We start from the raw sequence: 22,761 nt of genomic DNA on the forward strand, positions 1-22,761 counted from the left end.
TTCACTCGCTCGCGAAGGCAATCGGCCTGGCCTGGGTGACCGCCTGCCAGGGCCCCTTGGACCGGCCCGTGGCCGCTGCCCAATACCAAGCCGAAGTGTCGGTGAAAGCAGTGCCCCGGGCGTCCACGATGCGCTCGCAGACCCTCAACTTTTGACCATTGTGGCCTTCGGTGACGAAACAACGCCACAGTCGGCCCTGGCCATCGCGTTCCAGGCGGGCGTCTCCGATGCGAAAGCCGAGGGCGCGGTAGCAGTCGCTGGCCGGGTGCAGCATGCGGGTGGGCACGTCGACTCGACGCAGCACCAGGGTCCGGCGGCCGTCGGTCAGGCGGGCGATGGTGCCGGGAAAGCGCTCGGCGAAGCGCTGTTCGACCGCGCCCAGCGCCATCGGGCGCACGGGCACGCCGTCCCAGTGGCTGGGCCATTCCTGGAAGGCCGCGACCGGCGCGGGAGCCGGCGCCGGCCGCAGCGCGACGGCGGCCGACCACAGCAGGCACAGCGCCATGACGAGCGCGAAGACCGCCTTGTGCGCGATGCGGTTGAGGAAGCGGTTGCCGAAGCAGCGTTCAAGAAAGAGCGGTATCCACATGGCGGGCTCCGGGTGCGGTGATCAGGTCGGCAACGCCCGGGGAGGGTGCGGGACGCCGCCGAGCGGGCGCCATCAGACACGCGACGGCGCCGCACACCCCGGCCAGCACGGCCAGGCCCAGGGCCTGGTGCAGCCAGGGCGCGAGCGCCCGGCCGGCGCCTTCGAAGCCCACCAGCACGCTGTTGCGCAGCACGTTGCCGGCCAGCACCAGCAGCCCGACGGCGGGCAGGCGCCCCAGGAAGCGCTGGTCGCCGTGCCGGGCCCACAAGGCCACCACGCAGGCGCAGAAGTAGCCGAACCAGGCCATCTGCACGCCCGAGCAGGGTGCATCGACGATCACCAGGCGCCCGTCCACCAGCAGGCTGCTGCCCTCGCGCAGCACCGTGAAAAACGGCGCCAGCAGCCAGCGGCTGGCCTCGGCGGTGACGAGGCGCAGCGGGTAGCCGGCATAGAACTGCAGCGATGACAGCAGCGGCAGCGCAAGCACTGCCAGCCCGATCACCGGCAGCCTGGCGAGCTGCCGCGGCAGGAAGGCCAGCAGGCCGGCGGCCAGGGCCAGTACGGCGATCAGGGCCGCGGCCAGCGGCGGCAGCGCGGGCAGGGCGCCCACGCCGGTGCGCAGCAGGGTGGCGGCGACGGTGCCGGCACCGGCCAGCGCGAGCCAGCCGAGTCGCGGCGCGGCACGCAGGGCCCCGCGCTGGTGCCAGGCCAGCACCGCGAGCGCGGCCAGGGCCAGCAGGCCGAGCGGATCGTCCGCCCCGTCGCCGAGCCGGCGGACCATCCAGGCCCAGGTCGGCGCCAGGGCCGCAGCCTGGAGGGCCAGCCAGGCGCCTGCGGGCGCGCGGTCGAGGCGGATGCCGCCTTCGAAGAGCCGGGGATGCCGGCGTGCCCATTGATCGAGCGTCACGGGCCGGTCCTCACGCGGTGTAGCGGCGTTCGTCGCGGCGGCGCGCACGCCGGCGCAGCATGGCCAGCATGGAGAGTGCCACCGCGATCGCGCCCAGCGTCTCGGGCTCCGGCGTGCTCGGTACCTCGGCGCCCAGGGCATGGCCCTGGCCGAGCGCCTGTTCGCTCACGCCCTTGGGCAGGGGCTGGGGCTGGTCCACCGTGGTACCGGCCTGCGGGGTGGGGTTGCGTACCACCTCGTCCACCGCGATGAAGCTGGTGTACTGCGTCAGCAGGCCGTAGCGCAGGCCGAGCTCGGTGATGCGCTGCTTGAGGGCATCGCCGCCTTCCAGCGCTTCCTGGTCGCCGAGGCGCGCGATGCGGTGGCGCGCCCACAGGCTGCGCAGCGCGGCGGCGTCCTGGCGCATCCGGCCGTCGATGGCCAGTTCCTGCCGGAAGGGGCCGCCGGCGCCCTGGCCTTCGATGACGACGCGGCCGCGGGCCTCGCCGCGCCATTTGCCGAACACGATCACCGGGCGCTCGCCCAGCACGTCGGGCAGGGCCTGCGGCTCGACGTCGTAGACCTCGAGGCCGCCGAAGGCGGCTTTCACGTTCGTGAGCACCGGCGACTCGACCATGCGGCGGAAGCGCGCGGCCTCCGCGGGCGCCTGGAGAGGGTCGGTGACGATGAAGGGCTCGCCCATGCCGGCGCGCGCCAGGCCTTCCATCAAGTGCCGGTTGACCGAGATGCCGATGCCGAAGGCGAAGACATTGGCCTTCGACAGGTTGCGGCGTACCAGCTCGAAGGCCTCGCGCTCCACGGTGACGTAGCCGTCGGTCACGACCACGACGGTGCGCGAGACGTTCTCGGCCTTGGGCTCGGCATAGACGCGCTTGAGGGCCGGGATCAGCTCGGTGTTGCCGCCGCCGCGGTAGTTCGTGATGGTGGCCAGGGCCTGCTCGATGTTGGCGCGGCTGGCCGGCACCGACTGCGGCGCCAGCATCTTGCTGCTGCCCGAGAACAGGAGCACGTTGAAGGTGTCGCTGGGGCGCAGGCCGCCGATGAGTCGCTCGAGCAGTACCTTGGCCGTGTCCAGCGGAAAGCCGTGCATCGAGCCGGAGATGTCGACCACGAAGATGTAGTCGCGTGGCGAGATCGTGCTGGCCGCGACCGACCTCGGCGGCTCGACCATGGCGAGGAAGAAGTTCTCGGCGTTGTCGCCCTGCCCCTTGTAGAGCATGAGGCCGGACTCGACCTTCTCGCCGGCCAGGCGCCAGTCGAGCACGAAGTCGCGGTCGTTGGCCGGGCCGGCGCCAGAGGCGAGGGCGACCTCGGCATGCCGGTCCTCGCTGCTCTTGCGCACGTCGATCGCATGCGTGGCGCAGCGGATGTCCTTGATGCCCAGCGGCACGTCGAGCGACACCCTCATCGCGAACGCCGTGTTCGGCGCGACGCCGGCGCGCAGGGTGGGCTGCGCGACCCAGGCCGCAGCCCTTTGCTCCGAGCGCGGGCTGTTGTAGCGCGGGCCCACCACCGTGGGGAAGACGAACTGGTAGCTGCCCGCCTGCGGTACCAGCAGCTCGGTGTAGCGCAGCTCCACCCGGACGTCGTCGCCCGGCAGGATGTTGGCGACGTTCATCTGGAACACGTTGGGCAGGTGCTGCTCCAGCAGGGCGGCGGTCTTGCCCTCTTTCTTCGCCACTTCGTAGTCGATGCGAGCCTGCTGCTTCTCGCGGATCTGCGCGGTGATCAGGCGGTCGGCCAGGCGCACGTTCAGTCCGCTGACGGCGGCGCGGGTGGAGCCGGGGAAGACGTAGCGCGCCTCGAGGGGTCGGGTGCCTTCGTTGCGGTAGGTCTGTGTGACGGTCACGTCGGCGATCACGCCCGAGACCTTCACGTCCACCTCGGTGCGCTTGAGCGGCAGCTGGTCGACGGCGGGTTCGTCGCTCTTGACGAAGAAATAGGGGCTCTCGGTCTTCTGGCGCGGCGCCGTCTGCTGCGCATGCAGCGGCTTGGCGACGAGCAGCGCGAAGCCGGCGCCGGCGAGCGCGACGGTCGTGAGCCAGAGCCAGCGGCCGGGGCGGGTGGTGGTGGCTTCCATGGTCCTTGTCCCTCGATGGATGTCGTGCAACGGTGCACGGCGCTCACTGTCGAGGGCGAGGACGAATGGAATGGGAAGCCTTCTTGAAGCGCGGGGCGCTGTGTGAAGTCCGTGTGAAGTCCGCCGGCGGCGGCACTTCACATGCGCTTCGGACGGTGCGGCCAGCATCGCTTCATCGCTTCCATCGAGGAATCACCGTGCTTCAAGTGCTTTGCAACCCTCTGCCGATCCCCGTCGCCCGCATCGCGTGCGCGGCCGTGGAGGGAGGGGCATGAAACGAATGCTCCGCTGGACCCTCGGGCTCGCCGCGGGGGGCGCGCTGGCCTCGCTCTGCGCCGTCGGCATCGCCGTCGCCGTGCTCCATCCGCGGCTGCCGGATGTCTCCTCGCTCGACGACTACCAGCCCCGGCAGCCGCTGCGCATCTACACCGCCGACGATGTGCTGATCGGCGAATTCGGCGAGGAGCGCCGCACCTACACACCGCTGGACCAGATCCCGCCCGTGATGAAGAACGCGGTGATCGCGGTGGAGGATGCGCGCTTCTACGAGCACCCGGGCGTCGACCCCATCGGCCTGCTGCGCGCGGTGGTGGCGAACCTGCGGCACGGGCTGCACCAGGGTGCCTCCACGATCACGATGCAGGTGGCGCGCGAGATCTATCTGAGCCAGGAGCGCACGCTGACGCGCAAGCTCTCGGAGGCGATGCTGGCTTTCGAGCTGGAGCGGCGTTTGGGCAAGGACCGCATCCTGGAGATCTACCTGAACCAGATCTACCTGGGTCGGCGAGCCTTCGGCTTCGCTGCAGCCTCCGAGACCTATTTCGGCAAGCCGCTGCAGCAGATCACGCTGGCCGAGGCTGCGATGCTGGCGGGCCTGCCGAAGGCGCCGCATGCCAACAACCCGGTGGTCAATCCGCGGCGCGCGCGGGCGCGCCAGCTCTACGTGCTCGACCGCATGCAGGAGGCCGGGATGATCGACGCCGGCCAGGCGTCGGCCGCGAAGAAGGCGCCGCTGCAGCTGCGCACGCCCTCGGACCCGCCGCGCCTGCATGCGGAGTACGTGGCCGAGACGGTCCGGCAGATGATGGTGGCGCAATACGGCAAGGAGGCGTACACGCGCGGCTTCCAGGTGCGGACTTCGCTGGTCGCCGCGGATCAAGGCGCCGCTTACCAGTCGCTGCGCAAGGGCCTGCTGGACTACGAACGGCGGCAGCCCTGGCGCGGGCCGGAACGCTTCGTCGAGTTGCCCTTCGAGGCGCCCGCGCTCGACGATGCGGTGGACCAGGTGTTGGCCCGGCATCCCGACAGCGAAGAACTGCTGGCCGCGGTGGTGCTGGAGGCCGACGCGAAGACCGTCACGGCCGTGCGTGCCGACGGCGAGTTGCTGCGCATCACGGGTGCGGGCCTGCACCTGGCGCAGCCAGGGCTCGCGAAGGCAGCGCCGCCGAACCTGCGCGTGCGGCGCGGCGCGGTCATCCGCATCGCGAAGACGCCGCAGGGTGCGTGGGAGATCCTGCAGATGCCGCAGGCCGAGGGCGCTTTCGTGGCGCTGGACCCGCGCGACGGTGCGGTCAAGGCCCTCGTCGGCGGCTTCGACTTCGGCCGCAACCAGTTCAACCACGTGACGCAGGCCTGGCGCCAGCCGGGCTCGAGCTTCAAGCCCTTCATCTACTCGGCCGCGCTGGAGAAAGGCTTCACGCCGGCCACGCTGGTCGACGATGCGCCCCTCTACTACGACAGCGCCGCCACCGGCAGCCGGCCCTGGGCGCCGAAGAACTTCGATGGCGGCTTCGACGGTCCGATGACGCTGCGGCGCGCGCTGGAGCGCTCGAAGAACATGGTGACGATCCGCGTGCTGGAGTCCATCGGCCCGCGGGATGCGCAGGACTGGATCACGCGCTTCGGCTTCGAGCGCGAGCGGCACCCGGCCTACCTGCCGATGGCGCTGGGCGCGGGCGCGGTCACGCCGATGCAGATGGCGAGCGCCTATGCGGTGTTCGCCAACGGCGGCTTCCGCGTCAGCCCGCGGCTGGTGACCCGGATCACCGATGCGCGCGGCGAGGTGCTGGTGGAAGCGCCGCCGGTGGCGTTGGACGAGTCGGCTCGCGCCATCCCGGCGCGCAATGCTTTCGTGATGCGTTCGCTGCTGCAGGGCGTGGTGCGCCACGGCAGCGGCTTCAAGGCCTGGCAGGCGCTGCGGCGGGAGGACCTGCACGGCAAGACCGGCACCACCAACGACTCGGTCGACACCTGGTTCGCCGGCTTCCAGCCCACGCAGGTGGGCATCGCCTGGATCGGCTACGACACGCCGCGCCAGCTGGGCGTGCGCGGCGAGACCGGCGGCAGCCTGAGCCTGCCGGTGTGGACCGGCTACATGCAGGCCGCGCTGCGAGGCGTGCCGGTGGCGCCCGCGACGGTGCCGGACGGCGTGGTGCAGGTCGACGGCGAGTGGTATTACGACGGCTACGCGCCGGGGCGCGGCATCGCGAGCCTGGGCCTGGACGCGGCACCCGCCGCGCCGGCCGAGGCGCTGGCCGGTGCGACGGTGGGTGCGGTGCCGACGGAGCAGGAGCGGTCGCGGATTCTCGAACTGTTCCGTTAGGCGCTCGCCAAGGGCAAGGTGAGCGTGGCAATCGCCCCGCCGCGCGGCGCGTTCGCCAGCTCGATGCGTCCGCGGTGCAGGCCGGCGATCTCCTTGACGAAGGCCAGGCCCAGGCCGGTGCTCTTCTTGTGGCTGTGCGGGCGCGCCAGCGAATAGAACTTCTCGAAGATCTTGTCCTTGGCGTAGTCGGGGATGCCGCGGCCGTGGTCGCGCACGGTGATGCGGGCTTCGCGCGCGCCGGCGTGCAGGGCCAGCGCGACCTCGGCGCCTTCGGGCGAAAAGTCGATCGCGTTGTCCAGCAGGTTGCTGACGGCGCGGCGCAGCAGGAAGGGGTCGCCTTCGACGCGCGCGTCGCTGTCGATCGCCAGGTGCAGGCGGATGTCTCGCGACGCCGCGGCACCTTGCGCGCTGGCGGCGACCTCCTGCAGCAGGGGCGCGAGTGCGACGGTTTCGCTGCGGTCCAGGGCGCGCTGGGTCTCCAGCGCGGTCAGCTCCATCATGCGATCGACGATCTCCTGGATGCGCTGCGCCTCGTGCGTGATGTTGGCCAGGAAGCGCGCGCGCTCGGCCTGCGGCATCGAGGGCTCCTGCACCAGTTCGGCGGCCCCCCGGATGGCCGACAGCGGGCTTTTGATCTCGTGGGTGAAGGTCTGCACGTAGTCGGACACGTAGCTGCGGCCGGTGAGGGCGTCGCGGATCTCGCCGACGCCGCTGCGCAGGGTGTCGACCGCGCGCCGCAGCATTCGGGCGGGGCTGATGCTGCGCTGGGCGCGCAGCCAGCGCCAGTAGTCGGAGATGAGGCCGAAGGGCCGCACCAGCCAGATGGAGATGATCAGCGCGCCCACCAGCAGCGCGAAGGCCGAGCCCACGCCCACCCACAGCGTGCGGGCGCGTGCATCCTCGACAAACTGGCCGAAGGCCTGGACCGGCTTGCCGACACTGACCACGCCGACGATCTCGTTGCCCCAGCGCACCGGCGCGGCGACGTACATGACGGAGGTGAGCGGGTCCTTCTCGATGTCGCGCGAGGTGCGCGCGCCGTACATGCCGGCCAGGGTGCGGCTGACGTCGCCCCACTGGGAGAAGTCGGCGCCGGTGCTGCGGCCCAGCGAGTCGAAGAGTACGCGGCCGCTGCGGTCGGTGACGTAGACGCGCAGCTCCACGCGGCGTTTGTGCAGGTTGTAGATCTGGGCCGAGAACTGGCGCGCGTAGACGCTGCGGAACAGGGGCTCGAGCCGGGCGGTGTTGATGGCGCCGGCGATCACGTCCTGCTCGATCAGGCTGGCCATGAGCTGCGAGGTCTCGACCAGCGACTCCTCGGCCGACTCGCGGTAGCGCGGGTCGATGTCGGCCACCACGCGGTACAGCAGGGAGGCGATGCCCGCCGCGTAGATCAGCAGGATGCCGATGAAGATGCGGGTGCGTCGGCTCACGGCGCGTGGGTCGCAGTCATCACCGGGGCTGCGGTGGCAGGTCTTCGTGCAGCGCGTAGCCGGTGCCGCGCAAGGTGCGGATGGGCTCCACGTCCGGCGCGATGGCGCGCAGCTTGGCGCGCAGGGTCTTCACGTGCGCATCGACGGTGCGGTCGAAGCTGTCGCTGGCGTCGTCCCAGACCCGCTCCAGCAGCTCGTCGCGCGTGAAGACGCGGCCCGGGCGCTGAACCAGCAGCTTCAGCAGGCCGTACTCGTAACGCGAGAGCTCGAGCAGGCGGCCGTAGTAGCGGATCTGCATGCGTTCGGCATCGAGGGCGAAGGGGGACGCGTCCTCGACAGGCGGCGCGGCGGCCCTGCCCGGCGCCGGCACAGGTGCCACGTGGCCGTTGCCCTGGCCGCGGCCGCTGCGGCGCAGGATGCTGCGCACGCGCGCCACCAGTTCGCGCGGGGAGAAGGGCTTGGCCACGTAGTCGTCGGCGCCGAGCTCCAGGCCCACCACGCGGTCGATCTCGTCGCTGCGGGCGGTGAGGAAGAGCATGGGGACTTCGGGGCCGCCCTGCTCACGGTTGAGGGCCTGCAGGCGCTTGAAGAGCTCGAAGCCGTTCATGTCGGGCAGGCCGACATCGAGGATGGCCAGCGCCGGCGGCTCGGCGGCGAAGCGCGCGATCGCCTCCTCGGCGGTCGGGCACCAGACCGGCAGGAAGCCGTCGGTCTTGAGCACGTACTGCAGGGTGTCGGCGATGCCGGATTCGTCCTCGGCGATCAGGATCCGCGGTGGAGAGAACATGGGGCGGATGGTAGCGGGCCGGAACTTCGGGCCGGTCCGGGCAACGAACCGGGTCCTGCCTCTGACGGAGATACGCACCGTGACCCCATCCGAAACCCGTGCCATCGTGAGCCTGAGCCTGCTGGCGGCCTTTGCCGACGGCGAGAAGCATGAGCGCGAACGCGCCGAGATCAAACGCATCGCCGAGGGCCTGTCGCAGGCCGACGGCGTCCAGCTGCCGATGCTCTACCAGGACGTGCTGATGAAGCGCCTGTCGCTCGCCTCGGTGGCGGGGGAGCTCAAGAGCCCGGAGGCGCGGCAGCTGGCCTACGAGATGGCGGTGTGCGTGTGCGACGCCGACGGCATGCAATCGGAAGCCGAGCGCGCCTTTCTCATCGATGCCCGCACCGCGCTCGGGCTGGATGCGCCGATGGCCGCGCGCTTCAACGAGCAGGCCGAGGCGATCGCGGCCGTTCCGCTGGCTCCTGCCGCAGACGCGGCCGCGGCCACGGGCCCGGCCGTCGATGGTGCGGCACTGGACCAGGCCATCCTCAACGCTGCCATCGTCAACGGGGCGCTGGAGCTTCTGCCCGAAACGCTCTCCACCATGGCCATCATTCCGCTGCAGATGAAGCTGGTGTACCGCATCGGAAAGGCGCATGGCTACGAACTCGACGGCGGCCACGTGCGGGACTTCCTTGCCACCGTCGGCGTGGGCCTGACCTCGCAGTACCTGGAGCAGGCCGGCCGCAAGCTGTTGGGCGGGCTGTTGGGCAAGGTGGGGGGCGGGCTGCTGGGCGGCCTGGGCAAGCAGGCGGTGAGCTCGGGCATGAGCTTCGCCACCACCTATGCCCTGGGCCACGTCGCCAAGCGCTACTACGCGGGCGGCCGCACCCTGTCGACGCAGATGCTGAAGGACACCTTCGCCGGCCTGACGCAGGAGGCACAGGGGCTGCAGGCGCGCTACCTCCCGGCGATGCAGGAGAAGGCACGCAGTCTGGATGCTGGGAAGGTGCTGTCGATGGTGCGGGGCGCCTAGTTCAGCGAAACATCGAAATGGGTCAGGGCCGCCCGTATGGGGTGGACAGTGTCAGCCGATTTCAGTGTTTCAGTGGACCAGCCTCAGGCGCGGAGGATGCGGTATTGGCTGCGCGGCCGCCCGTCGTAGAGCATCCACCGGCGCTCCACCACCCCGGCTTCTTCCAGTACCTTGAGGACGCGGTAGACCTTGGACATGGCCATGGGCTCGCCGCCGTCCATCAATGCCTTGTAGATCGACGGGACATCGCCCGCCCCGTCCTCCATCCGGTCCAGGGTGCGCAGCAGGGCCGCATGGGGAAGGCCGACGCGGCGGGAGCTGGCGGGCCGCAGCCGTGCGTTGATCAGCTCCACGAGTTCGATCTCGGTCGCGATGCGGTCCAGGGGCGGCAGCGGCGGCATGGGCGCCTTCGGCTTCGGGTGCGGCTTCGACCTGGCCGCCGCGCCGGCCAGGGCCTTGCCCGCATCCGGCACCGGCGTCAGCAGCACCCGCGAGCGCGGCGCCCGGGCAGTGGCGTTGGCCGTGCGTGGCCGCGCACCGGTGTGGCGGGTGGAAGGCTTGCCGGTGGAGGGCGTCATGGCTTCGGGTCCGATGCCGGCGGGCCTCGGTGTTGCTGTCGAGTAGGACCGTAGCGTACTACTCGTGCGAGCCGCCGCGCGCCAAGATCGGCCCAGGAAAGCTGGGCCTTCCGCGTGAAATGGGGGACGGTGAGCGGCTGGCTGGCTCGCCGGCTAGTGCCGGTCGAAGCAGCAGCCGGCGTAATAGGCCTTCTCGCCGCCTTCCACGAAGGGCACCTCGATCGGCTTGCCCTCGTTGCGCCAGGCATCGCGGCGCTTGTAGCCGGCCTCGGCGAGTTCGGCCAGCAGCTGGTCGTGGTGCTGGATGCGGTAGGGACAGACAGCGAAGCCAATGCTGTTGAGCGTGTAGAGCGTGCGCTCGGCATGCACCGCGGTCGTGTTGAGGATGATGCGCCGCGGCTTGACCGGCAGCGACGCGAGGATCTCCGACATGCGGGTCGGCAGGTACTGCAGGCTCCCCGAGGCGTAGAGCACGTCGCAGCCGCTCGCATCTGCGATCTCGGTGGTGAAGGCGAGCTGGGCCGTGACCTCGCGCTGCACCGCGAGTTCGCGGCCGCTCTTGACCACGGCAGGCACGTCGCAGACGGTCCAGCGCAGATCCTGCGGGTAGCTCAGCATGCGGCGGAAGGCGTAGTACTTGATGCCCACGTGGCCGCCCAGGTCGACGATGCTGCGCATGCCTTCATCCAGCGATTTCCCGAGCCAGAAGAGGCCCGGATAGTCATAGAAGGCGACCTGGTGGCTGTAAAAGGCGTCCGCCGGCGCGTTGTCGTAGCCGACGGCCTTGCTCGGCGGCGCACCGGCCTCGGCGGCGGCGAAGCTCTCGAAGGAACCCATGAACAGGTTCTCGTCGCGGTTTTCCAGGAACTTGCGCCTGTACGCCGCTTCGCGGACGGACGAGGGCAGAAGACTCGAAATCATGAGGACCCTTTGTGGTTCGACGCAAACGCAGCGCGCATTTTGCACTTTGAAACAAAGGTATTCAACATCTTCCGATGTCGTGCGCGGAATTCACCGCGCCTGTGCCCGACGTGCGCGCTATTCGACGCGGTAGCCGGCGTTTTCGATCGCCAGCTGGATGTCCTGGCGGGGCTGCGTGCTGAGCACGTCGACGTGGCCGGTTTCGAGATCGACCGTGACCTGCGCCTTGGGATCGACCGCTTGCACCGCGTTCTGCACGGCGCTGACGCAGTGATTGCAGCTCATGCCGGATACCTGGAATTTCTGGCTCATCGTTGAGGCTCCATCGAAAAGGAAGGAGCCTCAGTTTGAACCTTCTCACGGTGTCAAGGTAAAGCGGATTCGGGCTTGACCTGCCGGTCGTCGGGGTTTCGTGCCGGTCCCCGAGGTCGCCGTCGTGCGGCGCCCGGCATGCGGTAAAAACGCGTATCTCCCTGCGCGCTGCTCCCCCATGCGAATCCTCCTGGTCGAAGACGATGCCGTGCTGCGCGGCGTGGTGCTGCGCAGTCTTGCCGATGCGGGCCACCGCGTCGACGTGGCGGCGAACGCGGAAGACGCGGACCATCTCTGGCGCGTGCAGTTGTTCGATGCGGTGCTGCTCGACCTGAGCCTGCCGGCGACCGCCAGCCCCACCAGCGGCTGGGCGAGCGGGCTGAACGTGCTGCGCCATGCGCGGGCGCGCGGCGACCGGACGCCGGTGCTGGTGCTGACCGCGCGCGGCCGTACCGAGGAGCGCATCGCCGGGCTGGACGCCGGCGCCGACGACTACCTCGGCAAGCCCTTCGAACTCGCCGAGGTGGAGGCACGGCTGCGCGCGCTGGTGCGGCGCGCGCAGGGCACCGAGGACGTCGCGACGCTGGGCCATCTGAAACTCGACCGCAGGGCCCGCCGCTTCTCGGTCCGCAGCGCGCCCCTCGACCTGCCGGCGCGCGAGTTCGAGGTGCTGTGGGAGCTGATGAGCCCGCCAGGCCGCACGGTCAGCAAGCGCGCGATGTCCGACAAGCTCTCCACCTTCGACGAAGCGCTGGGCGACAACGCGCTGGAAGCCTTCATCTCGCGGCTGCGCAAGAAGCTCGTGGGCAGCGGCGCCGCGATCCGCACGCTGCGCGGCATCGGTTATCTGCTGGAACCGGCGGAGTGAGTGAGAGCCGACAGGCCATCCACGGGAAGTGACAGGCCTGGCGTCGGCCTGAGCGTTCCGCCGTCCAGGCCGAAGACGCCCTCGCTGACGGGGCGGATGCTGCGGCGGGTGCTGCTGCCGCTCGCGTTGACCTGGCTGGCGGGCACGGCCGTGGCGGTGGCGGTGGCGAGCCACTTCACGGAGCAGGCCTTCGACCGTTCGCTGCTCGACGACGCCTATGCGGTGTCCGCCCACGTGGAGGCGGGCGAGCGCGACATCCAGCTGCGGCTCACGCCGCGCGAGGTCACGAGCGTGCTCTTCGACCAGTCCGAGACCATGTTCTTCGCCGTGCTGCGGCGGGACGGTTCGCTGCTCGCGGGCCACGCCGGCCTGCAGGCGCCGCAGCCCGAGGCGGGCGCGCGCTACCGCTTTTCCGACATCCGGTACCTGGGGCGCGCGCTGCGCGCGGTGGTCTTGCATCACGAGACGCAGGGCGCGGGCGCCTTCCACGTGGTGATCGCGCAGACGACGCGGGCGCGCACGGCGCTGATCGAGCGGCTGCTGGTCTACTCGCTGGCGCCGCAACTCGTGCTGCTGGTGCTGCTCGCCCTGTGGCTGTGGCGGCGCATCGAGGGTGAACTGCGGCCGCTGGGCGAATTGCGGCAGACGCTGGACCGGCGCGCCGCGCACGACCTCGCGCCGGTGCCGGTGGCGCGCAGCTCGCGCGAGCTGGAGCGGCTGGGCGACACGCTCAATGCGCTGTTCGCGCGGCTCGGCCACAGCGTGCGGGCGCAGCGCGAGTTCGCCGGCAATGTGGCGCACGAGCTGCGCACGCCGCTGGCGGGCATCCGCGCGCTGGCCGAGTACGGCCTGGCGCAGCAGGCGCCGGCGGTTTGGCGCGAGCAACTGCAGCAGATCGCCGCCAGCCAGGCGCGCGCCAGCCACCTGGTCGACCAGTTGCTGGGCCTGGCGCTGGCCGACGAGGCGCACACGGCGCTGCAGCGGGAGCCGGTGCGCCTGGACCTGCTGATCGAGCAGGCTGTGCTGCGGCACCTCGCGCGCGCGGACGCGCAGGGCGTGGACCTGGGTGCCCTGGGTCTGGATGCGGCCGTGACGGTGGAGGCCAGCGCGGCGCTGGTCGAGGGCATTCTCGACAACCTCATCGACAACGCGCTGCGCTACGGTGGGCGCACGATCACCATCGAGCTGGCCGGGCGCACGCTGTCGGTGATCGATGACGGGCCGGGCATCCCCCCCGAGGTGCAGCGTGCGCTGATGGCGCGCTGGTCGCAGGGGCCGGCGGGCCAGAAGCTGGGGCAGGGCGCGGGGCTGGGGCTGGCGATCGTGGCGCGCTACGCGGCGTTGCTCGGTGCCGCGCTGCGCTTCGAGAAGGCGGGCGAGGCGGGCGGGCTGCGTGTCAGCGTCGCCTTCGGCGCCGCACCGCCCGTCGGGGCGGGTTCGCTCACAGCTTCTCAGGCCAGCGCGGGGTAGTCGATGTAGCCCTTCTCGCCGCCGCCGTAGAAGGTGCTCTTGTCCCAGGGGTTGAGCGGCGCGCCTTCGCGCAGGCGGCGCACCAGGTCGGGGTTGGAGATGAATGGCTTGCCGAAGGCGACGAGGTCGTCGCCTTCCTTCAGGGCGGCCTCGGCGAGCGGCTTGTCGTAGCCGTTGTTCACCATCCAGGCGCCTTGGCCGCCGGCCTGACGGTAGGCGGCCTTGAGGGCCTCGTAGTCGAAGGGGCGGTCCGCGATCTCGCGCGGCCCACCGGTGGCCCCCTCGATCACGTGGATGTAGGCCAGGCCCAGCGGCGCGAGCTGCTTCACGACGTGCTCGAAGAGCGGTTGCGGATCGTCATCGTGCACATCGTTGGCAGGCGTGACGGGCGACAGGCGGATACCGGTGACGCCGCCGCCGACCGCATCGACGACGGCGCGCGTCACCTCGAGCAGCAGGCGGGCGCGGTTTTCGATGCTGCCGCCGTAGTCGTCCTCACGCCGGTTGCTGCCGGTCTTGAGGAACTGGTCGAGCAGGTAGCCGTTGGCGGCGTGGATCTCGACACCGTCGAAGCCGGCCGCCCGCACCGCGTTGCGCGCGGCCGCGGCATAGGCCTGGACGATGCCGGGAAGTTCGCTCGCTTCAAGGGCGCGCGGCTCCGAGGTTTCGACGAAGGTGGGCACGCCGTTCTTGATGAGCACCGTCTTGGTCTTCGCAGCGATTGCCGAGGGCGCGACGGGCTTGCCGCCGCCCGGCTGGAGTTCGGTGTGCGACACCCGGCCCACGTGCCAGAGCTGGACCACGATCTTGCCACCCTTGGCATGCACCGCATCAGTCACATGCTTCCACGCGGCGAGCTGCTCTTCGCTGTAAAGGCCGGGCACGTCGGCGTAGCCCTGGCCCTGGTGGCTGATGGCGGTGGCTTCGGTGATCAGCAGGCCCGCGGCGGCGCGTTGTGCGTAGTAGGTGACGGCAATGGGCGGCGGGACCGCGTCGGGCGAACGGTTGCGCGTGAGCGGAGCCATGACGACGCGGTTGGCGAGTCGGAGCTGGCCGGCCTGGATAGGATCGAAGAGGGAAGGCATCGGTTGCTACCTGGTTGTTGCGGAAGGGTCGCGCCGGCAAGGGTAAGGCGCCGCCATCGGGCCTGCTCGCATGGGGTTGTCGTTTAGGTGCTAGTGCCGGGCCACCCGGGCATGCCGCAGAATCGGCGCAGTCCATGCCCCGCCACGATGCCGCCGCCATCACCCCCGCCCGGGCCCTGCGCCTGGCCTTGGCATTGTCGATGGGGGCCGCGGTGTCGCTGGGCATCACGCGCTTTTCCTATGGCCTGTTGCTGCCGCCCATGCGCGCCGACCTGGACTGGAGCTATGCATTGGCCGGCGCCATGAACACGGCCAATGCGGCCGGCTATCTGGTGGGCGCATTGATGATGCCGGCCCTGATGCGGCGAATCGACCACGGGCGCCTGCTGGTCGGGGGCTGCGTGCTGGCGAGTGTGTTCATGGCGGCCAGCGGCTTCTTCACCTCGGCACCGGCGCTGCTCGCGCAGCGGCTGCTGGCTGGATTGGCCAGCGCCTGGGTGTTCGTGGCCGGCGGGGTGCTGGCGGCGCGGCTGGGCGCGCTGCAGCCTGCGCGCATGGGCCTGCTCCTGGGGCTGTACTACGGCGGCACGGGCTTCGGCATCATCCTGTCGGCCCTGCTGGTGCCGCCGGCGCTCCTGGCGGCTGCCGGCCGGGCCCACGCCTGGTCCTGGGCCTGGTGGGCGCTGGCGCTGGCGAGCATCGCGGCGACGGTGCTGCTGGCCGTCGCGATGCGCGCGATGCCGGCGGGGCAGCCGGGCGCGGCGGCCGCAACGTCGGAGGGCGCGCGTGCGCAGGCCGGCGTGCTGCGCTTCGGCTGGGCGCTGGCCGGCTATGGCTGCTTCGGCATGGGCTACATCGGCTACATGACCTTCGTGATCGCGCTGCTGCGCGAGCAGGGCGCCAGCGCCGGTGGCGTCGCGGCCTTCTATGCGCTGCTGGGGGTGGCCTGCGTGGCCTCGGCGCGGCTGTGGGCCGGACTGTTGGATCGCTACCGGGGCGGCGAGCCCCAGGCCGTCCTCAACATGCTGCTGGGTGGCGCGACGCTGTTGCCGGTGCTCAGCGCCGCCTGGCCGGTGACGCTGCTGTCGGGCCTGCTGTTCGGCGGGGTTTTCCTGTCGGTGGTGGCCTCGACCACTGCGCTGGTGCGCCACAACCTGCCGCCAGGGCGGTGGGCCGCGGGCATCAGTGCCTTCACCATCGTCTTCGCCCTGGGGCAGATCGTGGGCCCGACCGTGACCGGCTGGATCTCGGACGGGCCGGGCGGGCTGGCTCGCGGCCTGGTGGTGTCGGCCGTGACGTTGTGGGCGGGGGCGCTGCTGGCGTGGCGGCAGCGGCCGCTGCCCGGCTGAGGACCCGCCTCGTCCTTTCCTACTTGAGGAGGCCTTCGGCCTTGAGCGCCTCCTGCACGGCCGGGCGGGCACCGACGCGCGCATGCCAGGCTTGCACGTTCGGGTAGGGCGAAAGGTCGAGACCGACGGGCTTGGCCCAGTTGGTGACGGTGAACAGGTAGCCGTCGGCGACGGTGAAGTGCTCGCCCATCAGATACTGCTTGCCCTCCAGCTCGCGATCGAGCCACTTGTAGCGCGACTCCAGCTTGCTCTTGAAGATGGCCTTGGCCTCGTCCGGCATGCCGGGGCCGAAGAAGGGCGAGTAGGTCTTGTGGATCTCGGTGCCGATGAAGGTGAGCCACTCCTGCAGTCGGTAACGCGACAGGGTGCCGGCGGCAGGGGCGAGGTTCTTGGTGGGCGCGAGATCGGCGACGTACTGAACGATCGCCGGGCCTTCGCGAAGGCGCGTACCGTCATCGAGTTCCAGCATCGGCACGTAGCCGAGCGGATTGATGCCGTAGTAGTCGGTGCCGTCCTGCAGCTTGTGGCTCTTGGTGGAGGCCAGCACGGGCTCGAAGGCGATGCCCGCTTCGCGCAACGCAATGTGCGGAGACAGGGAGCAAGCGCCCGGCGAGTAGTACAGCTTCATGCGAAAACTCCAATAAAAGTGAGATGGCGATGCTAGCGGTTTTGGCGCGCGGGCTTGTCCTACGGTGCGTTGGGCGCGGCGACTATCGGTCGTGGGCACGGGGCTTCGTAAGCTCGACGACGCTGCGGTGAGGTCCGCATCGAAGGAGCCCTCCATGTTGAAGTACGCCATCATTTTCGCGATCATCGCGCTGATTGCCGGCGCGCTCGGTTTCGGCGGCGTGGCCGCGGGCGCCGCCGGCATCGCCAAGCTGCTGTTCGGCCTGTTCCTCATCGTTGCCGTGGTTTTCCTGGTGCTTGCCGCACTGGGCATCGGGGCGGCTAAAAAAGCATTGGACTGACCTGACCCGGCGCGCTGCGCTGGCGTCATCGCTTGGAGGAGGAAGACATGCACGTGTCGCACGTGGACGCGGCGCTCGACTATGAGGTCGAGGCGCCTTCGCACCTGGTGTTCAATATCGAGGCGACGCGCGGTGGCGCGCAAGCCGTGGCCAGCGAGGAACTGGTGATCGAGCCGGCGGTGCAGCGGCAGGCCTTTTGCGATGAAAGCAGCGGCAACCGCTTTATCCGCTTCGATGCGCCAAAGGGGCCGCTGAAGATCCGCTACCGGGCGCAGGTTCAGCGCACGCACGTGGTGGTGCCGTCCAATCTGGAGGAGCGGCCGGTGAACCAGGTGCCCAACGACATCATTCCCTTTCTGATGTCCAGCCGCTATTGCGAGTCGGACCTGATGTCGCGCTGCGCGCAGCAGCTCTTCGGCGACTTGCCACCCGGCATCGGGCGCGTGCAGGCGATCGCGGACTGGATCTACGACAGCATCACCTACGAGCCCGGCAGCAGCGACTCGACCACCACCGCGCGCGAGGTTTTCGTCGAGCGGGCGGGCGTCTGCCGCGACTTCGCACACCTGGGCATTACCTTTTGCCGCGCCCTCAACATCCCGGCGCGATTGGTGGTCGGCTATGTCTCGTTCGAGGAACCACCACAGGACTTTCACGCGGTGTTCGAAGCCTGGCTGGGCGGGCAGTGGGTCCTGTTCGATGCCACGCGCATGGCGCCGGTGGACCGGCTGGTGCGCGTGGGCACTGGCCGCGATGCAAAGGACGTGGCCTTCTGCACCTTCTTCGGGCCGGTGCGGATGACCGGCAAGATGCTGACGGTGCACGAGGTACAGGACGAGCGCCTGCTCGTGTCGAGCGGGCCGACGCCAAGCGGGCAGCTGGTGGGTATCGAGAAGCCTGTGCCGGTGGCGGCGGCATTGTCGTTGCTGCAGACGGCGGTCGAAGCTCGCGCGCTATAAAAAAGATAGCGGTGCGCCGGGTTGTCAGAAGGCTTGCCGGCGGGCGACTGGCGCCCTTCGCCATGTCCCTCCGGCCCTCTCGATGCAGCCTGCGCGATTAAAATCGATGCCCCTTTCCGCCGCGCCCGCGCCTGGGCGCCCCCTCCATGCTGTACCCCGAAGAATTCGATGTCATCGTCGTCGGTGGCGGCCATGCCGGCACCGAAGCCGCCTTGGCCTCCGCGCGGATGGGCGCCCGCACGCTGCTGCTCACCCACAATATCGAAACCCTGGGGCAGATGAGCTGCAACCCGTCGATTGGGGGCATCGGCAAGGGGCACCTGGTCAAGGAAGTGGATGCACTCGGCGGCGCGATGGCGATCGCGACGGACGAGGCAGGCATTCAGTTCCGCATTCTCAATTCGAGCAAGGGCCCTGCGGTGCGGGCGACGCGTGCGCAGGCCGACCGGGTGCTCTACAAGGCAGCCATCCGCCGGCGCCTGGAGAATCAGCCCAATCTGTCGCTGTTCCAGCAGGCAGTCGATGACCTGATGATCGAAGGCGACCGCGTGGTGGGCGCGGTGACGCAGGTTGGCATCGCCTTCCGCGCACGGGCGGTCGTGCTGACCGCCGGCACCTTCCTCGACGGCCGCATCCACGTCGGCCTGGACAACTATCAGGCCGGCCGGGCTGGAGATCCGCCGGCGGTGAGTCTCTCGGCGCGCTTGAAAGAACTCAAGCTGCCGCAGGGCCGTCTGAAAACGGGCACACCGCCGCGGTTGGATGGTCGAACCATCGATTTTTCGAAGTGCACCGAGCAGCCGGGCGACGGGATGCCTGGTGGGCCCGGGCCGATGCCAGTGTTCAGTTTCATTGGCCGCACCGACATGCATCCGCGGCAGATGCCCTGCTGGATCACCCACACCAATGCCCGTACGCACGAGATCATCCGCTCCGGCTTCGACCGCAGCCCGATGTTCACCGGCAAGATCGACGGGGTGGGGCCGCGCTACTGCCCGAGCGTGGAGGACAAGATCAACCGCTTCGCCGGCAAGGAGAGCCACCAGATCTTCCTCGAGCCGGAGGGGCTGACCACCAACGAGTACTACCCCAACGGCATTTCCACCAGCCTGCCTTTCGATATCCAGTACCAACTGGTGCGCTCGATGCCTGGACTGGAAAGTGCCCACATTCTGCGGCCGGGGTATGCGATCGAATACGACTACTTCGATCCGCGCGCGCTCAAGAGCAGTTTCGAGACGCGGGCTATCCAGGGGCTGTTCTTTGCGGGCCAGATCAACGGTACGACGGGTTACGAAGAGGCCGCGGCGCAGGGCCTCTTCGCCGGCATCAATGCAGCGTTGCTGTGCCGGGGAGAAGAGGCCTGGTTGCCGCGCCGCGATGAAGCGTATCTGGGTGTCCTTGTCGACGACCTGATCACCAAGGGCGTCACCGAGCCCTATCGCATGTTCACCAGCCGCGCCGAGTTCCGGCTGCAGCTGCGAGAGGATAACGCCGACATGCGGCTCACGGAGGTCGGACGGCGCTTGGGTCTGGTGGACGATGCGCGGTGGGATGCTTTTTCTCGCAAGCGCGATCTTGTTTCACGTGAAACAGAACGCCTCCGCTCGATCTGGGTGAACCCTCGCACCCTGCCCGCCAGCGAGGCGGAACGTGTGCTCGGTAAGGCGATCGAGCGCGAATACAACCTGGGAGACCTGCTGCGCCGGCCCGGCGTGGACTACGCGTCGCTGATGTCTCTGGACGGCGGCAAGTATGCATCACCCCAGTTGCTGGGTGAATCGGAGATCGAGCAGATTGAGATCGCGGCCAAGTACGCCGGCTACATCGATCGGCAGCAAGACGAGGTGGAGCGCACCACGCACTTCGAGACGCTCCGACTGCCGGCGGACCTGGATTACAGCCAAGTCAGCGCCTTGAGTATCGAAGTGCGCCAGAAGCTCGCCATGCATCGTCCGGAGACTTTGGGTCAGGCATCGCGGATCTCTGGCGTGACGCCGGCCGCGATTTCGCTGCTGCTGATCCATTTGCGAAAGCGCGGGCACCGGGCTCTTCCGCGCGCTACAGCGGCGGAGACGCCGGCGGCGACTGAATGATCTCCAAGCGGGCCCTGCACGACGGCGCTGCCGCTCTCGGGTTGCCGTTGAGCGATGAGCAAGGCGAGCGGCTCCTGACCTACGCCGCGCTTCTCCTTAAATGGAGCAAGGTCTACAACCTTACGGCATTGCGGGACCCTGCCAGCGTACTGTCCCATCATCTGCTCGACAGTCTTTCTGTCATCGGGCCGCTGGCACGTCGGCAGCCGGGGAGGGCGGCCCTTCTGGATGTTGGCGCCGGCGCGGGTCTCCCGGGCGTGGTGATCGCGATCATGCGCGACAACATCAGGGTGAGTTGTCTGGACGCAGTGGCAAAGAAGGCTGCCTTCGTCCAGCAGGTGGCCGGCGAGCTAGCGCTGCCAAACTTGAAGGGCGTGCATGCTCGGGTCGAGTCGCTCGCTGGTAGCTATGAGTTGATCAGCTCCCGAGCCTTTGCTTCCCTCTCCGACTTCTTTTTGGGCTCCAGGCACCTCCTCGCACCCGGAGGCATCTGGATGGCCATGAAAGGGAAGCGACCCACCGAGGAAATCGCCCAGCTGCCCGCAGAGATCGAGGTGTTTCACGTGGAACAGCTGCACGTGCCCGGCTTGGACGCCGAACGTTGCGTGGTTTGGGCCCGAAAAGCTGCCGGCTGAGCGCCGTGTCAGAGTCGACCTCGCGTAGACTCGACCACTCTCCATCCAAGTCATTTTCCATGTTCGGCATCGCTGACTACGGCGCTTTTGTCGCCGCCATCATCCTCTTTCTCGCGATTCCCGGGCCTGGGAATCTCGCTCTGATTACTTCCACCGGCAAAGGAGGTATTCGGGCGGGCCTGGGGGCTACCTTCGGTGTGATCGCAGGAGACCAGATCCTGATGTGGGCGGCGGTGGCCGGCGTCGCCGCGCTGTTGAGCGCCTTCCCGGTGGCGTTCAAAGCTGTCCAATGGTTGGGCGCCGTCTATCTGGCCTGGATGGGCTTCCGCATGCTGGCCGCCAAGCCGGGCGCTGCTCCGGTCCTCAACATCCGACCGCGCCAGTACTTCCGCCAGGCGCTGACCATCACTCTGCTGAACCCCAAGGCGATCGTCTTCTACATGGCCTTCTTCCCCCTCTTCGTCGATCCGGCACGCCACCAGGGGGTTGTGACTTTCGGCGTCATGGCCTTGACCATCGCCGTCCTGACCTTCCTTTACTGCCTGACCGCGATACTGCTGACGCACTTCTTCGCCGAGCGCCTGCGCGCCAGTCCGCGCATCTCGTCCGTTCTGGAAAAGCTGGCGGGCGTCTTCCTGATCGGCTTCGGCATCAAGCTGGCGGCCAATCAGTAGCATGGCCAAGATCTTCTGCATTGCAAATCAAAAGGGGGGCGTGGGCAAGACCACGACCACCGTCAACCTCGCAGCCGGATTGGCCAAAGTGGGCCAGCGTGTCCTGATGATCGACCTGGACCCGCAGGGCAACGCGACCATGGGATCGGGCATCGACAAGCGGCAATTGGAAACCACGGTCTATGACGTTCTGCTGGAATCGGCCTCGGTGGCCGAAGCCCGCGTGAGGGCGGACAAGTGCGGCTACGACGTCCTGGGCGCCAACCGCGAACTGGCGGGCGCCGAGGTCGAGATGGTGACGCTGGACCGCCGGGAGAAGCGGCTGCGCACCGCGCTGGCCACGGTCGGCGCCGAGTACGACTTCATCCTGATCGATTGCCCGCCCAGCCTCAGCCTCCTGACGCTGAACGGCCTGTGCTCGGCCCACGGCGTGATCGTGCCGATGCAGTGCGAGTACTTCGCTCTCGAAGGCCTGACCGACCTCGTCAATACCATCAAGCAGGTGCACGCCAATCTCAACAAGAACCTGCAGATCATCGGCCTGCTGCGCATCATGTTCGACCCGCGCATCACCTTGCAGCAGCAGGTGAGCGAGCAACTCAAGGCGCACTTCGGCGACAAGGTCTTCGATACCGTGATCCCGCGCAATGTGCGCCTTGCCGAGGCCCCGAGCTACGGGCTTCCGGGCGTGATCTTCGATCCGAGCGCCCGCGGCAGCCAGGCGTTCATCGCCTTTGCGGAAGAACTGGTCAGGAAGATGCCGCCGGCCAGCGCCTTGGCCGGCGCCGCGCCCGCGCCGGTCCCGATGCAGCCGCCTCCCGTCGCCGTCCAGGATCCGTCCGCCCTTTGAGGCTTCCGATCGGTCTGCTATCAATTTCGGAGCGCATGACAACACCCACCATCCTCCTGTTGCCCGGCTGGCAGAACAGCGACCCCTCGCATTGGCAGAGCCGCTGGGAAGCGGTGCATGGCGATAGGCGGGTCGAACAGCATGACTGGATGCGGCCGCTGCGCGGCGACTGGTCGGCCCGGCTCGAGGAAGAAGTGCTGTCCGCCACCGAACCGGTGGTGCTGGTGGCCCACAGCCTGGGTTGCATCCTGGTGGCCGCCTGGACCGCGCATTCCCGCCACACTGACAAGGTGCGCGCTGCCTTCCTGGTGGCGCCGGGCGACCTGGAGCGCGAGGACCTGCGCGAGCTGATTCCCGGCTGGGCACCGATCGTGCGTCAGCCCTTGCCATTCCGCGCGCTGATGATCGCGGCGAACGACGACCCCTATTGCAGCGCCGAACGCTCCCGCGGCATGGCGCGCGACTGGGGCGCGCGCTACTTCGACGCCGGCCGCGGCGGTCACCTCAATGGCGAATCCGGCCTGGGGGACTGGCTCCAAGGGCGGCAACTCCTGAACGACCTGCTGAAAGAAGAATGACC

The 22,761-nt window shown here is 69.1% G+C and carries 22 protein-coding genes; 12 read left to right on the top strand and 10 right to left on the bottom strand.

What is annotated here, in order from left to right; all coding sequences use genetic code 11:
* Window position 1 precedes the first annotated feature (1 nt).
* The 3 genes from ABEA07_RS12655 to ABEA07_RS12665 are packed head-to-tail and all read right to left on the bottom strand — an operon-like array spanning window position 2 to window position 3,576.
* The gene (locus tag ABEA07_RS12655) at window positions 2-589 is read right to left on the bottom strand and encodes a hypothetical protein (protein WP_345538232.1); all 588 of its coding nucleotides are present in this window, start codon (window positions 587-589) and stop codon (window positions 2-4) included.
* Window positions 567-1,496, bottom strand: coding sequence for an exosortase Q (gene xrtQ / locus ABEA07_RS12660; protein WP_345538234.1), 930 nt, complete (start codon window positions 1,494-1,496; stop codon window positions 567-569). Before xrtQ ends, ABEA07_RS12655 begins: the two co-directional genes overlap by 23 nt.
* 10 nt (window positions 1,497-1,506) lie before the next feature.
* The gene (locus ABEA07_RS12665) at window positions 1,507-3,576 is read right to left on the bottom strand and encodes a VIT and vWA domain-containing protein (RefSeq protein ID WP_345538235.1); all 2,070 of its coding nucleotides are present in this window, start codon (window positions 3,574-3,576) and stop codon (window positions 1,507-1,509) included.
* 271 nt (window positions 3,577-3,847) lie between these two features.
* Here ABEA07_RS12665 and ABEA07_RS12670 point away from each other — a divergent pair, with 271 nt between their 5' ends.
* On the top strand, window positions 3,848-6,178 hold the full coding sequence (locus ABEA07_RS12670; protein WP_425584127.1) for a penicillin-binding protein 1A: 2,331 nt from the start codon (window positions 3,848-3,850) through the stop codon (window positions 6,176-6,178).
* On the opposite strand, the gene creC is transcribed toward ABEA07_RS12670, so the two are convergent.
* Window positions 6,175-7,611 (bottom strand): two-component system sensor histidine kinase CreC, encoded by a 1,437-nt coding sequence (gene creC / locus ABEA07_RS12675; RefSeq protein ID WP_345538236.1) that lies wholly within the window; start codon window positions 7,609-7,611, stop codon window positions 6,175-6,177. The two genes, ABEA07_RS12670 and creC, sit on opposite strands and share 4 nt — an antisense overlap.
* 19 nt (window positions 7,612-7,630) lie before the next feature.
* Window positions 7,631-8,398 (bottom strand): two-component system response regulator CreB, encoded by a 768-nt coding sequence (gene creB / locus ABEA07_RS12680; protein WP_345538237.1) that lies wholly within the window; start codon window positions 8,396-8,398, stop codon window positions 7,631-7,633.
* 79 nt (window positions 8,399-8,477) lie between these two features.
* Here creB and ABEA07_RS12685 point away from each other — a divergent pair, with 79 nt between their 5' ends.
* Entirely contained in the window at window positions 8,478-9,416 is a 939-nt protein-coding gene (locus ABEA07_RS12685) for a YcjF family protein (protein ID WP_345538238.1), read from the top strand.
* An 83-nt stretch (window positions 9,417-9,499) separates the two neighbouring features.
* Here the strand turns inward: ABEA07_RS12685 and ABEA07_RS12690 are convergent, their stop codons facing one another.
* The 3 genes from ABEA07_RS12690 to ABEA07_RS12700 form a co-directional block, all read right to left on the bottom strand.
* Window positions 9,500-9,994 carry a transcriptional repressor gene (locus ABEA07_RS12690; RefSeq protein WP_345538239.1) on the bottom strand — a complete coding sequence of 165 codons (495 nt, stop codon included), beginning with the start codon at window positions 9,992-9,994 and terminating at the stop codon, window positions 9,500-9,502.
* A gap of 153 nt (window positions 9,995-10,147) precedes the next feature.
* On the bottom strand, window positions 10,148-10,915 hold the full coding sequence (locus ABEA07_RS12695) for a TIGR04325 family methyltransferase (protein ID WP_345538240.1): 768 nt from the start codon (window positions 10,913-10,915) through the stop codon (window positions 10,148-10,150).
* Between the two features lie 117 nt (window positions 10,916-11,032).
* Complete coding sequence (locus tag ABEA07_RS12700) at window positions 11,033-11,227, bottom strand: heavy-metal-associated domain-containing protein (RefSeq protein ID WP_345538241.1); 195 nt, start codon at window positions 11,225-11,227, stop codon at window positions 11,033-11,035.
* Window positions 11,228-11,405: 178 nt separating this feature from the next.
* Between ABEA07_RS12700 and ABEA07_RS12705 the strand changes: the two genes are divergently transcribed.
* Together ABEA07_RS12705 and ABEA07_RS12710 are read left to right on the top strand one after the other, a co-directional pair.
* Window positions 11,406-12,095 carry a response regulator transcription factor gene (locus tag ABEA07_RS12705; RefSeq protein WP_345538243.1) on the top strand — a complete coding sequence of 230 codons (690 nt, stop codon included), beginning with the start codon at window positions 11,406-11,408 and terminating at the stop codon, window positions 12,093-12,095.
* 96 nt (window positions 12,096-12,191) lie between these two features.
* Window positions 12,192-13,565: a sensor histidine kinase gene (locus ABEA07_RS12710; RefSeq protein ID WP_345538383.1), complete on the top strand. Its 1,374-nt coding sequence runs from the start codon at window positions 12,192-12,194 to the stop codon at window positions 13,563-13,565.
* Here ABEA07_RS12710 and ABEA07_RS12715 read toward each other — a convergent pair.
* Window positions 13,547-14,650, bottom strand: coding sequence for an alkene reductase (locus ABEA07_RS12715; RefSeq protein WP_345538244.1), 1,104 nt, complete (start codon window positions 14,648-14,650; stop codon window positions 13,547-13,549). The two genes, ABEA07_RS12710 and ABEA07_RS12715, sit on opposite strands and share 19 nt — an antisense overlap.
* A gap of 134 nt (window positions 14,651-14,784) precedes the next feature.
* Between ABEA07_RS12715 and ABEA07_RS12720 the strand changes: the two genes are divergently transcribed.
* Window positions 14,785-15,999, top strand: a complete 1,215-nt coding sequence (locus ABEA07_RS12720) for a YbfB/YjiJ family MFS transporter (protein ID WP_345538245.1) — start codon at window positions 14,785-14,787, stop codon at window positions 15,997-15,999.
* Between the two features lie 19 nt (window positions 16,000-16,018).
* On the opposite strand, the gene gstA is transcribed toward ABEA07_RS12720, so the two are convergent.
* Window positions 16,019-16,627 (bottom strand): glutathione transferase GstA, encoded by a 609-nt coding sequence (gstA, locus tag ABEA07_RS12725; protein ID WP_345538247.1) that lies wholly within the window; start codon window positions 16,625-16,627, stop codon window positions 16,019-16,021.
* A gap of 154 nt (window positions 16,628-16,781) precedes the next feature.
* Between gstA and ABEA07_RS12730 the strand changes: the two genes are divergently transcribed.
* The 7 genes from ABEA07_RS12730 to ABEA07_RS12760 all read left to right on the top strand — a co-directional run bounded on the left by ABEA07_RS12730 (window position 16,782) and on the right by ABEA07_RS12760 (window position 22,759).
* The gene (locus tag ABEA07_RS12730) at window positions 16,782-16,967 is read left to right on the top strand and encodes a DUF1328 family protein (protein ID WP_345538249.1); all 186 of its coding nucleotides are present in this window, start codon (window positions 16,782-16,784) and stop codon (window positions 16,965-16,967) included.
* A 47-nt stretch (window positions 16,968-17,014) separates the two neighbouring features.
* On the top strand, window positions 17,015-17,926 hold the full coding sequence (locus tag ABEA07_RS12735) for a transglutaminase-like domain-containing protein (RefSeq protein WP_345538251.1): 912 nt from the start codon (window positions 17,015-17,017) through the stop codon (window positions 17,924-17,926).
* Between the two features lie 146 nt (window positions 17,927-18,072).
* Window positions 18,073-20,022, top strand: a complete 1,950-nt coding sequence (mnmG, locus tag ABEA07_RS12740) for a tRNA uridine-5-carboxymethylaminomethyl(34) synthesis enzyme MnmG (protein ID WP_345538252.1) — start codon at window positions 18,073-18,075, stop codon at window positions 20,020-20,022.
* The gene (gene rsmG / locus ABEA07_RS12745) at window positions 20,019-20,657 is read left to right on the top strand and encodes a 16S rRNA (guanine(527)-N(7))-methyltransferase RsmG (protein WP_345538253.1); all 639 of its coding nucleotides are present in this window, start codon (window positions 20,019-20,021) and stop codon (window positions 20,655-20,657) included. The genes mnmG and rsmG overlap by 4 nt, the downstream gene beginning before the upstream one ends.
* 59 nt (window positions 20,658-20,716) lie before the next feature.
* On the top strand, window positions 20,717-21,331 hold the full coding sequence (locus ABEA07_RS12750; RefSeq protein ID WP_345538254.1) for a LysE family transporter: 615 nt from the start codon (window positions 20,717-20,719) through the stop codon (window positions 21,329-21,331).
* Window position 21,332: 1 nt separating this feature from the next.
* Complete coding sequence (locus tag ABEA07_RS12755) at window positions 21,333-22,181, top strand: ParA family protein (RefSeq protein WP_345538255.1); 849 nt, start codon at window positions 21,333-21,335, stop codon at window positions 22,179-22,181.
* 35 nt (window positions 22,182-22,216) lie between these two features.
* Window positions 22,217-22,759, top strand: a complete 543-nt coding sequence (locus tag ABEA07_RS12760; RefSeq protein ID WP_345538256.1) for an RBBP9/YdeN family alpha/beta hydrolase — start codon at window positions 22,217-22,219, stop codon at window positions 22,757-22,759.
* Window positions 22,760-22,761 lie beyond the last annotated feature (2 nt).

This window comes from Variovorax defluvii (assembly GCF_039541515.1).
Taxonomy (GTDB): domain Bacteria; phylum Pseudomonadota; class Gammaproteobacteria; order Burkholderiales; family Burkholderiaceae_C; genus Variovorax; species Variovorax defluvii.